This window comes from Lysinibacillus sp. NPDC093197, from assembly GCF_044754025.1.
Classification (GTDB): Bacteria; Bacillota; Bacilli; order Bacillales_A; family Planococcaceae; genus Lysinibacillus.
In genome coordinates this window covers 151,959-166,308 of the sequence record NZ_JBIVOH010000010.1, presented here as the reverse complement: position 1 = coordinate 166,308, position 14,350 = coordinate 151,959, and the positions used below count along the sequence as shown (strand labels likewise).

At 40.5% G+C, this 14,350-nt stretch carries 13 protein-coding genes, 1 rRNA gene and 1 riboswitch; all 14 genes read left to right on the top strand.

Features of this window, described 5'->3' with window-relative positions; all coding sequences use genetic code 11:
* Window positions 1-88 (top strand): 5S ribosomal RNA (gene rrf, locus ACIP9G_RS20955); the annotation flags it as partial.
* 238 nt (window positions 89-326) lie between these two features.
* Window positions 327-521 (top strand): NETI motif-containing protein, encoded by a 195-nt coding sequence (locus ACIP9G_RS20950; protein WP_340822203.1) that lies wholly within the window; start codon window positions 327-329, stop codon window positions 519-521.
* 91 nt (window positions 522-612) lie between these two features.
* A riboswitch (purine riboswitch) is annotated at window positions 613-711 on the top strand.
* 212 nt (window positions 712-923) lie between these two features.
* The gene (gene purE / locus ACIP9G_RS20945; RefSeq protein ID WP_340822204.1) at window positions 924-1,412 is read left to right on the top strand and encodes a 5-(carboxyamino)imidazole ribonucleotide mutase; all 489 of its coding nucleotides are present in this window, start codon (window positions 924-926) and stop codon (window positions 1,410-1,412) included.
* Window positions 1,409-2,533, top strand: coding sequence for a 5-(carboxyamino)imidazole ribonucleotide synthase (gene purK, locus ACIP9G_RS20940; RefSeq protein ID WP_340822205.1), 1,125 nt, complete (start codon window positions 1,409-1,411; stop codon window positions 2,531-2,533). Before purE ends, purK begins: the two co-directional genes overlap by 4 nt.
* 13 nt (window positions 2,534-2,546) lie before the next feature.
* Entirely contained in the window at window positions 2,547-3,842 is a 1,296-nt protein-coding gene (gene purB, locus ACIP9G_RS20935; RefSeq protein ID WP_340822206.1) for an adenylosuccinate lyase, read from the top strand.
* Between the two features lie 127 nt (window positions 3,843-3,969).
* The gene (purC, locus tag ACIP9G_RS20930; RefSeq protein WP_401021955.1) at window positions 3,970-4,680 is read left to right on the top strand and encodes a phosphoribosylaminoimidazolesuccinocarboxamide synthase; all 711 of its coding nucleotides are present in this window, start codon (window positions 3,970-3,972) and stop codon (window positions 4,678-4,680) included.
* A 2-nt stretch (window positions 4,681-4,682) separates the two neighbouring features.
* Window positions 4,683-4,931: a phosphoribosylformylglycinamidine synthase subunit PurS gene (gene purS, locus ACIP9G_RS20925; RefSeq protein WP_024364458.1), complete on the top strand. Its 249-nt coding sequence runs from the start codon at window positions 4,683-4,685 to the stop codon at window positions 4,929-4,931.
* 2 nt (window positions 4,932-4,933) lie between these two features.
* On the top strand, window positions 4,934-5,617 hold the full coding sequence (gene purQ / locus ACIP9G_RS20920) for a phosphoribosylformylglycinamidine synthase subunit PurQ (RefSeq protein WP_340822209.1): 684 nt from the start codon (window positions 4,934-4,936) through the stop codon (window positions 5,615-5,617).
* Window positions 5,604-7,838: a phosphoribosylformylglycinamidine synthase subunit PurL gene (purL, locus tag ACIP9G_RS20915; RefSeq protein ID WP_401021952.1), complete on the top strand. Its 2,235-nt coding sequence runs from the start codon at window positions 5,604-5,606 to the stop codon at window positions 7,836-7,838. The genes purQ and purL overlap by 14 nt, the downstream gene beginning before the upstream one ends.
* A complete protein-coding gene (gene purF, locus ACIP9G_RS20910) occupies window positions 7,814-9,238 on the top strand; it encodes an amidophosphoribosyltransferase (RefSeq protein WP_340822212.1) in 1,425 nt (474 codons plus the stop codon). The genes purL and purF overlap by 25 nt, the downstream gene beginning before the upstream one ends.
* Window positions 9,239-9,417: 179 nt before the next feature.
* Entirely contained in the window at window positions 9,418-10,473 is a 1,056-nt protein-coding gene (gene purM / locus ACIP9G_RS20905; RefSeq protein WP_401021949.1) for a phosphoribosylformylglycinamidine cyclo-ligase, read from the top strand.
* Complete coding sequence (gene purN / locus ACIP9G_RS20900; protein ID WP_401021946.1) at window positions 10,473-11,042, top strand: phosphoribosylglycinamide formyltransferase; 570 nt, start codon at window positions 10,473-10,475, stop codon at window positions 11,040-11,042. The genes purM and purN overlap by 1 nt, the downstream gene beginning before the upstream one ends.
* A gap of 183 nt (window positions 11,043-11,225) precedes the next feature.
* On the top strand, window positions 11,226-12,752 hold the full coding sequence (gene purH, locus ACIP9G_RS20895; RefSeq protein WP_340822215.1) for a bifunctional phosphoribosylaminoimidazolecarboxamide formyltransferase/IMP cyclohydrolase: 1,527 nt from the start codon (window positions 11,226-11,228) through the stop codon (window positions 12,750-12,752).
* 265 nt (window positions 12,753-13,017) lie between these two features.
* Window positions 13,018-14,274 (top strand): phosphoribosylamine--glycine ligase, encoded by a 1,257-nt coding sequence (gene purD, locus ACIP9G_RS20890; protein ID WP_401021943.1) that lies wholly within the window; start codon window positions 13,018-13,020, stop codon window positions 14,272-14,274.
* Window positions 14,275-14,350 lie beyond the last annotated feature (76 nt).

Sequence of the window (14,350 nt, the reverse complement as noted above, 5' to 3'; positions counted from 1 at the left end):
CCGTTCCCATACCGAACACGGAAGTTAAGCTCTTTAGCGCCGATGGTAGTTGGGGGCTTCCCCCTGTGAGAGTAGGACGTCGCTAGGCAATAAAAAAAGCCAAGGATATATTCCTTGGCTTTTTTGTTTTTTCATTTTTTTAGAATGTAATAACAATATTGGATATGAAATATGAGGATAACCTCCGTTGTTGTTTACATATCTTTCGGGTTATTGCGGCGGTAGTAATTGTTACAATTTTGTACATTTTGAATGAGTCAAATCGGGTATAATGGAGTACAAGTAAGGAAGAATAAAAATGACAAGTGATTGGAAGGAAGAACGGTTTGGGGAAAAAGCAAATTTGGTATGAAGTAGAAGAAAATGAAACAATTGATCAATGTTTAGAAAGAATGCGTCAGGATGGCTATATAGCGATGGGACGGAAAGAAGAGCCTATCTTTCATCTAGTGAATGGTGAACCGACGTATTTACGTCAAAAAATACAATTTAAAGCAATGTTGTGTCAAGATTCTGAATAAACACGACTTAAAACCGAACAATATTTAATACCGAAAATAAATTGTTCGCATTTTAGCATTGACGTCAGTGTTTGCAATTGTTAAAATGTGATAAGGAAAACAATTAAATCCCCATATATGCTAGAGGATTGGCTCTAGTGTCTCTACCCGGCACCGTAAATGCTGGACTATGCGGGAAAGCAACTTTTGGCATGTTACGGGAAGATGTGTGTACAGATGTCTAAATCTGCATATTCTTTTCATAATAAGTCCTCAAGTAGGCTGCTTTCACGTGTATTGTAGAGAGTAGCTTATTTGAGGATTTTCTTTGTTCAAAAAGTAAAGAAATGCAGTGACTATTGAATAATAGAGGCTTGCACAATAATCGATCATTTTTCTATCGTTTAAAAGGAGCGACAATTCATGAATCCGAAAATCGGTGTCATTATGGGTAGTTCAAGTGACTGGGAAACTATGAAACATGCGTGTGATATTTTAGATGAATTACAAGTACCGTACGAGAAAAAAGTAGTATCTGCACATCGTACGCCTGATTTAATGTTTGAGTACGCAGAGGCAGCACGTGGGCGAGGTATTCAGGTGATTATTGCAGGTGCTGGTGGTGCGGCGCATTTGCCAGGTATGGTAGCAGCTAAAACAACGTTACCTGTCATTGGAGTGCCTGTACAATCTCGTGCACTTAATGGTCTTGATTCACTCTTATCAATTGTTCAAATGCCAGGTGGTGTACCTGTAGCAACTGTGGCAATTGGAAAAGCAGGTGCGACAAATGCTGGCTTACTTGCAGCGCAAATTTTGTCGACAACAGACGTAGAGCTTGCTAATAAACTAGATGCTAGACGCGAGGCGACGAAGCAACAAGTATTGGAAAGCACAGGTGACTTAGTGTGACAAAAATTATATATCCTGGACAAACGATAGGAATTATCGGAGGAGGACAGCTTGGCCGTATGATGGCACTAGCTGCTAAGGAAGCAGGCTTTAAAATAGCTGTTCTTGAACCGACAATGGATTCACCATGTGGACAGGTTGCAGATATTCGAATTGTGGCACCTTACGATGATGAGGCTGCACTCGAGGAACTTGCCGAAGTCAGTGACGTTATTACGTATGAGTTTGAAAATATCGATTACGAAGGCTTAAAACGTTTAACTCAAATGGCTTATGTACCACAAGGAGCAGAATTAGTACGCATTACACAAAACCGTGTGACTGAGAAGGAAGCAATCGTTAAAGCAGGCTGTCCAGTAGCTCCTTATATCGTAGCAAATACATATGAGGAGTTAGTAGCTAGCATTGACCAGATTAACTACCCATGTATCGTAAAAACTGCAAGAGGTGGTTATGATGGCAAAGGGCAGCAACTTCTAAATTCAGCAGCAGATTTACCATTGGCAAAAGGGCTTTTTGCTCATTCACAATGTATTGCTGAAGGTTTCGTACCTTTTGTGAAAGAAGTATCAGTTATTGTACAACGAAACGGTGATGGCGAATTATATTGTCAACCAGTTGGTGAAAACATTCATGTTCATCATATTTTACACGAAACAATTGTACCAGCTCGCATCCAAGAGGCGACAGCACAGGCTGCTGAACAAGAGGCTATAAAAATAGCTGATTACTTAAATCTAGTAGGGACGCTGGCAGTAGAAATGTTTGTTTTAGAAAATGGCGACATTATTATTAATGAACTAGCACCGAGACCTCATAATTCTGGTCACTATTCGATAGAGGCATGTAATATATCACAATTCCATCAGCATATCCGTGCTATTTGTGGTTGGCCATTGCGTAAACCACAACTTTGGGCGCCATCTATAATGGTGAATGTATTAGGGCAGCATGTTATGCCACTTAGTAACTCAATTGCAAAATATCCTGAATGGTCATTACATCTTTATGGGAAAGCTGAAGCTAAGGTGAACCGTAAAATGGGCCACGTAACGATTATGACAAAAGACTTAGAAGCAACACTACAACAAATCGAGAGTTCTGGCATTTGGTCAGAATAGAAGGAGATAAGCGATGATTGAACGTTACACAAGACCTGAGATGGGTGCAATTTGGACAGAACAAAATAAATACCAAGCTTGGCTAGAGGTTGAAATTTTAGCATGTGAGGCTTGGGCAGAAATTGGCGATATTCCAAAAGAAGATGTAGCTAAAATTCGTGAAAATGCTTCATTTGATGTAAATCGTATTTTAGAAATTGAGAAAGAAACACGTCACGATGTAGTTGCCTTTACACGTGCTGTATCTGAAACACTAGGCGAAGAACGGAAATGGGTGCACTACGGTTTAACTTCAACAGATGTTGTGGACACAGCCCTTTCTTACGTGATTAAACAAGCAAATAATATTTTAAGAAAAGATATTGTGAATTTTATTGATATTATTGCAGCAAAAGCAAAAGAGCATAAGCATACCGTTATGATGGGCCGTACACATGGTGTGCATGCGGAACCAACAACATTCGGTTTAAAATTAGGCTTATGGTATGAAGAGATGAAGCGTAACTTAGAACGCTTTGATGCAGCTGCAGCTGTAATTGAAACAGGTAAGATGTCTGGCGCAGTTGGCACGTATGCAAATATTGACCCACGTGTTGAACAATATGTTTGTGATAAATTAGGGCTTGCAGCATCGCCGATTTCTACGCAAACATTACAGCGTGATCGACATGCACAATATTTGAGTGCTCTTGCATTAATTGCAACATCAATCGAAAAGTTCGCAACTGAAATTCGTGGTTTGCAAAAATCAGAAACGAGAGAAGTAGAAGAAGCCTTTGCGAAAGGGCAAAAGGGTTCATCTGCTATGCCGCATAAACGTAATCCAATCGGTTCTGAGAACATGGTTGGTATGTCACGTTTAATGCGTGGTTACATGGTGACAGCTTATGAAAACGTAGCGTTATGGCATGAGCGTGATATTTCACATTCATCTGCTGAGCGCGTTATTTTACCGGATGCGACAATTACATTGAACTATATGTTAAATCGCTTCGGTAACATCGTGAAAAATTTAACAGTATTCCCTGAAAACATGAAACGTAATATGGGTCGAACATTTGGGCTAATTTACTCTCAACGCATTTTATTAGCACTAATCGATAAAGGATTAGTACGTGAAGAAGCGTATGATACAGTTCAGCCATTAGCGATGCAGGCGTGGGACGAGCAAGTACAATTCCGTACGTTAGTTGATGGAAGTGAAAAAATCACTTCATACTTAACGAAGGAAGAGTTAGATGAGTGCTTTGATTACAACTACCACTTACAGCATGTAGACATGATTTTTGAACGTCTTGGACTTAACTAACCGTATTGAAACGATAGACAGTTAGTGCCACGACGGATGTTACGGGTTTTGAATCTTATCCCAGATTCAAAATCCATAACATCAATACGTCGAGGCGTATTTCATAATAATCTGGGGGAATGACGAAATGACGAAAGACCAACTTTTGTATGAAGGTAAAGCCAAAAAATTATATGCGACAGAAGAGCCTACTATACTTTTAGTAGAATACAAAGATAGTGCAACTGCATTTAATGGTGAGAAAAAAGAAGAGATTGAAGGCAAAGGCGTGTTAAATAACCGCATTACCTCCTTAATTTTCGAAAAATTAAAAGCTAACGGAATTGCGTCACATTTCGTAAAACAATTGTCTGCTACGGAACAACTAGTGAAAAAGGTTGATATTATTCCAATTGAGGTTGTCGTACGTAACATCGCGGCAGGTAGCTTAGCAAAACGTCTTGGCTTTGAAGAAGGCACACCATTAAAACGCCCAATCGTTGAATTTTATTATAAGGATGATGCGTTAGGCGATCCATTTATTACAACGGAGCATATTGATGTACTTGACTTAGCAACAGCACAAGAAGTAACAGCTATGTATGATGGTGCATTAGCAGTTAATAAAGTACTGCAACCGATTTTCGCTGATGTAGATGTCACGCTAATTGACTTTAAACTGGAATTTGGACGTGACACAAACGGAGATGTCCTACTGGCAGATGAAATTTCACCAGATACGTGCAGACTTTGGGATACAAAAACAAAGCAAAAGTTGGACAAAGATGTCTTTCGTCGAGACCTTGGTAATTTAACTGAAGTATATACTATTATTCTTTCTAGACTCGGAGGCAAATAACAATGAAAAAAGTTAAAATTTACGTAACATTACGTGAGAGTATTCTAGATCCACAAGGTTCAGCAGTACAAGGTTCTTTAGCAAAAATGGGCTATGGTGAAGTAGAAGATTTACGTATCGGTAAATATCTTGAACTAACTGTTGGAGATTCAGCGCGTGATATAGATACTCTAGTTAAAGAAATGTGTGAAAAAGTTTTAACAAATGTAGTAATTGAGGACTACCGTTACGAAGTCGAGGAGGCTAACTAATCATGAAATTCGCAGTACTCGTATTCCCTGGGTCAAACTGTGACATCGATATGTATCATGCGATTAAAGACGAACTAGGTGAAGAAGTAGAATATGTATGGCACACAGAATCAGATTTAAGTGGCTTTGACGGTATTTTAGTACCTGGTGGTTTCTCTTATGGCGACTACTTACGTTGTGGCGCTATGGCAAACCAATCAAACATTATGGCGGAAGTTAAAAAAGCAGCAGATGCTGGTAAGCCCGTATTAGGCGTTTGTAACGGGTTCCAAATTCTTACTGAGGCAGGATTATTGCCTGGTGCTTTACTTCGCAATAAAAATCTTAAATTCATGTGTCGTACTATACAGCTTAAAGTTGAAAACAACAATACATTATTCACAAATCAATATGAGCAAGGTCAAGTAATTAATATTCCAATCGCACACGGTGAAGGCAATTACTACTGTGATGAGGAAACATTACAAAAACTAAAAGATAACAATCAAATCGTGTTCACATACTCAGGAGAAAATCCAAACGGTTCTTTAGAAGATATCGCAGGGATTATTAACGAGCGCGGAAATGTATTAGGAATGATGCCTCACCCAGAAAGAGCTGTCGATGCACTAGTGGGCGGAGCAGACGGTCTAGCAGTATTTAAATCAATTGTGAAGCAGTGGAGGGAAAATCATGTCAACAACTAAGTTTGAGCCAACAGCACAGCAAATTAAAGATGAAAAGCTATACGCTGGAATGGGGATGTCAGACGAAGAATTTGCAATGGTAGAAGGTATTTTAGGCCGTCTACCAAACTGGACAGAGACAGGTCTTTTCTCAGTAATGTGGTCTGAACACTGCTCATACAAAAATTCGAAACCAGTTTTACGTAAATTCCCTACAAAGGGACCACAAGTATTACAAGGTCCTGGTGAAGGTGCAGGTATTGTAGATATTGGTGACGAGCAAGCAGTTGTATTTAAAATGGAATCACATAACCATCCTTCAGCAATCGAGCCTTATCAAGGTGCAGCAACAGGTGTAGGCGGCATTATTCGTGACGTATTCTCAATGGGTGCACGTCCAATCGCGATGCTAAATTCACTACGCTTTGGTGAGTTGAAATCAGCACGTGGTAAATATTTATTTGAAGAAGTTGTTGCAGGTATTGCTGGATATGGTAACTGTATTGGGATTCCAACGGTTGGTGGCGAAATTCAATTCGACCCTTGCTACGAAGGAAATCCACTAGTGAACGCAATGTGTGTTGGTTTAATTGACCACAAAGATATTCAACGCGGTATTGCCGCAGGTGTAGGAAATACAGTTATGTACGTAGGTGCAAAAACTGGTCGTGATGGAATTCATGGTGCGACATTTGCATCTGAAGAATTAACAGAGGAATCAGAAAACCAACGTCCAGCTGTGCAAGTAGGGGACCCATTTATGGAAAAGCTACTACTTGAAGCTTGCTTAGAAGTTGTAAAATCGGATGCTCTAGTTGGTATTCAGGATATGGGTGCTGCGGGTCTTACTTCTTCTTCAGCAGAGATGGCTTCTAAAGCTGGATCTGGTGTAGAAATGAACTTAGATTTAGTACCTCAACGTGAAACAGGCATGACTGCTTACGAGATGATGCTATCCGAATCTCAAGAGCGTATGTTATTAGTTGTGAAAAAAGGTCGCGAAGATGAAATTAAAGCGATTTTCGATAAATATGATTTAGATGCAGTAGCTATTGGTGTCGTTACAGACGATAAAATGCTTCGTTTACTTCACAACGGTGAAGTTGTAGCGAATGTACCAGCGGATGCACTTGCGGAAGATGCGCCAGTTTACCATAAGCCTTCTGCTGAGCCTGCATACTATGCAGAATTCCAAGCAATCGACAACGCTGAGCCAGCTATAACAGATTACAAAGAAACATTAAACGCGCTTTTAAAAGCACCAACAATTGCTTCAAAAGAATGGGTTTATGATCAATATGATTATCAAGTACGTACGTCAACAGTTGTGGCACCTGGTTCAGATGCTGCAGTTATCCGTGTGCGTGGTACGAACAAAGGTCTTGCGATGACAACAGACTGTAACTCTCGCTACATTTACCTTGATCCTGAAGTGGGCGGTGCCATTGCAGTAGCAGAAGCGGCTCGTAACATTGTGGCAACGGGTGGTACACCACTTGCAATTACGGACTGCTTAAACTTCGGTAATCCAGAGAAGCCAGAAATCTTCTGGCAAATTGAAAAATCTGCTGATGGTATTTCTGCTGCTTGTACAGCATTAAATGCACCAGTAATCGGTGGTAACGTATCACTTTACAACGAACGTTCAGGAGAAGCTGTTTATCCAACACCAACAATTGGTATGGTAGGACTAATAGAAGATTTAGCACATGTAACAACACAAGATGTAAAAGCGACTGGTGATGTCGTATTCGTTATTGGTGAAACGAAAACTGAATTCGGTGGCTCTGAGCTTCAAAAATTATTAAATAATGGTGTAATCTCAGGAAAAGCACCAGCTATAGACTTAGCTGTGGAGGCAGCCCGCCAACAAGCATTGCTAAAAGCGATTAAAGCGGGACTTGTACAATCTGCGCATGACGTAGCAGAGGGTGGACTTGCTGTAGCACTTGCAGAAACTACTTTTGGTGCGCAAGGTCTTGGTATTGATGTAACGTTAACAGGTTCTGCAACAACGGCTCTATTCAGTGAAACACAATCCCGTTTTGTTGTAACTGTCAAAGAAGAAAATGCAGCTGCATTTGTAGAAACAGTAGAAGGTGCACTGAAAATCGGTGTCGTAACGAACGATGCACTTGTTAAAATCAACGGGGACAACGGTGTGCTTGTAGAAGGTACAGTGGAGGAATTCCGTTCTAATTGGAAAGGAGCAATCCCATGCTTGCTGAACTCAGAGGCTTAAACGAAGAATGTGGGGTGTTTGGTATTTGGGGCAATCCAAATCCAGCACACCTTAGTTATTACGGGCTTCATGCTCTTCAACACCGTGGACAAGAAGGTGCTGGTATCGTCGTTTCTGACGGTCTTCACCTTCGCGCGGTGAAAGGTGAAGGATTAGTGAATGATGTTTTCAATGAAGAGAAGTTAAAGGCAGTGGACGGAAAAGCGGCTATTGCGCATGTTCGTTATACGACTGCTGGAGGTGGCGGTATCGAAAATGTACAGCCATTACTATTTCATTCATCTACAGGTAGCCTTTCAATTGCTCATAACGGTAACTTAGTCAATGCGACACACTTAAAGCAATATCTAGAGCGTCAAGGTAGTATTTTTCACTCTAGCTCAGATACAGAAGTGTTAGCGCATCTTATTAAGAAAAGCTCGCATTCACCATTCCGAGCGAAGGTGAAAAATGCCCTTTCATTACTAAAGGGTGCGTATTCGTTCTTAATTATGACAAAAGATGAAATGCTTGTTGCACGTGATCCACATGGTTTACGTCCATTATCTCTTGGAAAGCTAGGAGATGGTTGGGTTGTTGCTTCTGAAACTTGTGCGTTTGATTTAATAGGGGCAGAGTTTGTTCGTTCTGTGGAACCAGGGGAATTATTAATTATAAACGATGAGGGCGTAAAATCTGACCGTTTTGCTAATATGGAAAATCGCGCAATGTGTGCGATGGAATATGTATACTTAGCACGTCCAGATTCTGATATTGACGGTATTAATGTGCATATGGCACGTAAACGTATGGGGAAACAACTTGCACGTGAATGTGCACATATTGAAGCGGATGTCGTAACAGGTGTACCTGATTCAAGTATTTCTGCAGCAATTGGCTTTGCTGAAGAAAGTGGTATTCCGTATGAGTTAGGTTTAATTAAAAATCGTTATGTTGGCCGTACATTCATTCAACCGACGCAAGAATTACGTGAACGCGGTGTAAAAATGAAGCTTTCACCTGTAGTTCAAGTTGTCAAAGGAAAACGTGTTGTGATGGTAGATGATTCGATTGTGCGCGGTACTACTTCACGTCGTATTGTCAAAATGCTGAAAGATGCAGGTGCAGCTGAGGTGCATGTAGTTATTTCTTCTCCACCAATGACTGACCCTTGTTATTACGGCATTGATACTTCGACACATGAAGAACTTATCGCTTCGAGTCATAGTGTAGATGAAATCCGAGAAGCGATCGGTGCTGATTCAATAACATTCCTTTCCGTTGAAGGTATGGTAGAAACGATAGCACGTCCATTTGAGGATGAGAACAAAGGTCTTTGCCTAGCATGCTTTACAAGCAAATACCCAACTGAAATTTTCCCAGATACAATCTTACCACATGAAAAAGAACTTTTACGCTAAGTGTATGTTAATAGATGAAACCTTGTCGGACTGCCCACAGTTTTTTTGTGGGTATCCGCTGAAGGTGGAATAACATTGAGTAAGGAATACGATTCCTCACTGAATGTTGAACATGCATATGTCCTCTACTTTTAAAAGTAATGGACTGCTGCGTAAATAATTTAAAGGAGGATCTCTGCATGTCAAAGGCATATGAACAAGCAGGTGTAAATATTGAAGCAGGCTACGAAGCTGTAAAACGAATGAAGTCTCACGTTGAACGTACAAAACGACTAGGTGTGATGGGTACGTTTGGTGGATTTGGTGGTATGTTTGACTTGTCAGAACTAAATCTTAAAGAACCTGTTCTCATTTCAGGTACAGATGGTGTTGGGACAAAATTAAAATTAGCATTTATGGTAGACAAGCACGATACAATTGGCGTGGACTGTGTTGCTATGTGTGTAAATGATATCGTAGCGCAAGGTGCAGAGCCACTTTACTTTTTAGATTATGTGGCACTTGGTAAAGCAGAGCCAGCGAAGATCGAACAAATCGTGAAAGGTGTTGCAGATGGCTGTGTACAATCTGGTGCTGCCTTAATCGGTGGTGAGACTGCTGAGATGCCTGGCCTTTATGAAGAAGATGAGTATGATTTAGCAGGATTCGCTGTAGGCGCATGTGAAAAATCGGCAATCGTAACAGGTGAAAATATCGTCGAAGGTGACGTGCTTGTTGGATTAGCTTCAAGTGGTGTCCATTCAAACGGCTATTCATTAGTACGTAAAATTGTTTTCGCTGACAACGGCTATGCAGTAGACGCAGTTGTTGAAGGCTTCGAAGATTTAGGTCCAATCGGTGAAGCGCTTCTAGTACCGACTAAGTTATATGCAAAACCAGTACTTGCAGCATTAAAAGCAGCTGACGTTCATGGGTGCGCACACGTCACAGGTGGCGGCTTCTATGAAAACCTTCCACGTATGATGCCAGAGGGTTTAGCAACAGAAATTGACTTAGGTTCTTGGCCAGTTCTTCGTATTTTCGAATTTTTAAAGGAAAAAGGTCAGCTTGAGGACAAAGATTTATACAATGTTTTCAATATGGGTATTGGTTTCGTGTTGGCTGTACCAGCAGCAGAAGCAGAGAAAGTAATTGCTACAGCACAAGCGAATGGTGAAAAAGCGTACAAAATCGGTCGCGTTGTGAAAGGCGAGGGTGTTGTATTTAACGGCTCACATGATGGGAGTTTAGTGTAATGACTGCACCAGTTAAAATTGCCGTATTTGCTTCAGGGAGCGGCAGTAATTTTCAAGCTATACAAGAAGCGATTGAACGTGGAGAATTACATGCAAAGGTTGAGCTTGTTGTAACAGATAAGCCTACTGCATTTGTCGCTACACGTGCTAAACAATTTGGCATCCCAGTGCTAGCTTTGAGCCCAAAACAATTTGCCTCGAAAGTAGAGTACGAGACCGCTATTATTGAAGCTTTACGTGAATGTGGTGTGCAGTGGATTGTACTTGCAGGGTATATGCGTTTAATTAGTGAGGTGCTATTGGCAGCATATCCACAGCGTATCGTTAATATCCACCCTTCACTATTACCATCCTTTCCAGGAAAAGATGCGATTGGCCAAGCAATAGAGCACGGTGTTAAGGTGACCGGTGTTACGGTGCATTTTGTGGATGAAGGCATGGATACAGGGCCTATTATTGCGCAAGCCGCTGTTGAAGTTATCGAAGGGGATCGCGAGGCAACTGAAACTGCTATTCATAAAGAAGAGCATGTACTATATACAAAGGCATTACAGCAATTATTAAAGTAGATTGGTAGGTAGTTAGGTCTGGCTTATTGTAACGGGAAACGCTAATTACCCGTAAGATTCGATCAATTCATGATGAACTCCGCTCAAATAGAACGAGTCGTTCAATTAGCACCTAACTCCGCTAAATCAAGTTGGCTAGATATTTTCGTGGCTATACACGAGACAAATTAGGAGGATTTCGTTGTGACAAAACGTGCATTAATCAGTGTTTCCAATAAAGATGGTATTTTAGAATTTGCAAAAGAATTAGTGGCATTAGGTTATGAAATTTTATCAACTGGTGGTACAAAAAAAATGTTACAAGACAATGATGTCGCTGTAACAGCAGTGGATGAAGTAACAAAATTCCCAGAAATTTTAGATGGTCGTGTGAAGACTTTAAATCCAATGATTCACGGTGGACTATTAGGGAAATTTGATGATGCTTCTCATCAAGCACAAATGAATGAGCACGGCATTGAACCAATTGAAATTGTATGTGTTAATCTTTATCCGTTCGTTGAAACAATTTCAAAGCCTAATGTAACATGGGATGATGCCATCGAGAATATTGATATTGGTGGGCCAACTATGCTACGTTCTGCTGCTAAAAACCATCAATACGTAACAGTTATTGTAGATAGCAATGACTATGCAACAGTATTAGAAGAACTGAAAGCAACTGGCGCTACAACAATTGAAACACGTCGTAAGCTAGCGGCAAAAGTCTTTCGTCACACAGCAGCTTATGATTCTTATATTTCGAATCATTTAACTGAAGAAGCATTTCCTGAAAGCTTAACGCTTACTTACGAGTTAAAACAAAACTTACGTTATGGCGAAAATCCTCATCAAAAAGCAGCATTTTATCAAAAACGCCTTGGTTCTGATTTCTCATTGGCGTATGCAACGCAACTGCACGGAAAAGAATTATCATATAATAACATCCAAGACGGAAACGCGGCACTTCAAATCGTAAAAGAGTTTGAAATGCCTGCAGCGGTTGCTGTGAAGCATATGAACCCTTGTGGTGTTGGTACAGGCGTAACACTAGAAGAAGCTTTTGATAAAGCATATGAAGCTGATTCTACGTCAATTTTCGGTGGTATTATTGCATTGAATCAGGAAGTAGATGCGGCTACTGCAGAAAAGTTAAGCCATATTTTCTTAGAAATTATTATTGCACCTGCTTTCTCTCAAGAAGCATTAGACATTTTAACACAAAAGAAAAATATTCGATTACTAACAATTCCATTTGAGCAAGCTAAAAAAGATCAATTTAACGTTGTTTCTGTTGAAGGTGGTTTACTTGTACAAGAGCCAGATAGCTATGGCTTTGCAGACGCTGACATTAAAGTAGTAACAGACAGAGAACCGACTGAGGAAGAATGGGAAGCATTACAACTTGGCTGGTCTGTAGTTAAACATGTGAAATCAAATGCAATCGTTGTAACAGATTCGCAAATGACATTGGGTGTTGGTGCTGGCCAAATGAACCGAGTAGGTGCTGCAAAAATCGCTTTCGAGCAAGCGGGTGATAAGGCGAAAGGTGCTTCACTTGCATCTGATGCATTCTTCCCTATGAGTGATACTGTGGAGGCTGCGCATGCGGCAGGTATTACAGCGATTATTCAACCAGGTGGCTCTATTAAAGACCAAGATTCAATTGATAAAGCAAATGAATACGGCATTGCTATGGTGTTTACAGGTGTACGTCACTTCAAGCATTAATAGTCGATATGCAGTAATTTACAAATAGATAAAAAACAAAGGGTCTGTCCTAATAGAAAAAAATAGTATACTGGACGTGTTTCTAGTATGCTATTTTTTCATATCCAAGTACAAGTCGACTTAAGCAGAAACAGCACAAGACGGTATGACGCACTAAACAGCAAGTAACGAATACTGTGCCGCGGAAAGCGAAGTGGACTTTTCTAGAAAGTGTGGAGCGATTTATGAGACAGTCCTTACCTTTAAAGAGGAGGATTCACTAATTATGAACGTATTAGTAATAGGAAGTGGCGGTCGTGAGCATGCAATTGCCAAACAATTTAGCATTTCTCCGTCCGTAGAAAAAGTATTCGTTGCACCAGGTAACGACGGTATGCGAGAAGATGTAGAGGTTGTTGCTATTGATACAATGGACTTTGCAGGTCTTGCACAATTTGCAAAAGAAAATGCAGTAGATTTAACATTTGTTGGTCCAGAGCAACCACTAGCAGAAGGAATCGTGGATTTCTTTACACATCGTGGTCTACGCGTATTTGGTCCGACGAAAGCAGCTGCACAAATTGAAAGTAGCAAATCATATGCGAAAGATATTATGAATAAATATAATATCCCAACAGCAACCCACGAGACGTTTACAGAAGCAGAAAAAGCGATTAACTATATTAAAGCACAAGGAGCACCAATCGTTATTAAAGCAGACGGCTTAGCAGCTGGTAAAGGTGTTGTTGTAGCAATGACGGAAGAAGAAGCGATTGAAGCAGTGCAAGATATGATTGGTAATCAACGTTTCGGTGAATCTTCATCTCGTGTTGTCATTGAAGAATTCCTTGATGGTGAAGAGTTCTCCTTTATGTCCTTTGTTCACAAGGGCCAAATTTATCCTATGGTCATTGCACAAGATCATAAACGTGCATATGACGGCGATAAAGGACCAAATACTGGCGGAATGGGTGCATATTCACCTGTTCCACAAATTTCACAGGATGTAGTAGATGTAGCGTATCAAACAGTTGTTGAACCTACTGTTAAAGGCATGGAAGCAGATGGGGTCTCATTTACTGGCATTTTATATGCAGGTCTTATTTTAACGAAAAGTGGCCCTAAAGTAATCGAGTTCAATGCCCGCTTTGGTGACCCAGAAACACAGGTCGTATTACCACGCATGAAATCCGATTTCGGTGCGTTTATGAGCGCATTAATGGATGAAAAACCATTTGATTTGCAATGGTCAAACGAAGCTATGTTAGGTGTTGTCATTGCTGCTGAAGGTTATCCTGGTGATGTAGGAAAAGGAAATGCCTTACCGAACTTAGAAGCATTATCTGCATCCCATGCAGTCTACCATGCAGGTACGAAGCATGTAGATGGAAAGTTTGTAGGGAATGGCGGGCGCGTTTTACTTGTTGCTGCTAAAGCATCTTCTTTACAGGAAGCACAAGAAAAAGTTTATGCTGGTATCGCAACAGCAGAATGGGATAATTTTTTCTACCGCAAAGATATCGGCTGGCGTACATTTAAATAACAGTTTTACTTGAAATAATTATTTTTCATAGACATATCATTTCTCTAAAAAAGTAAGGAGCCGTCTCATGTTGATT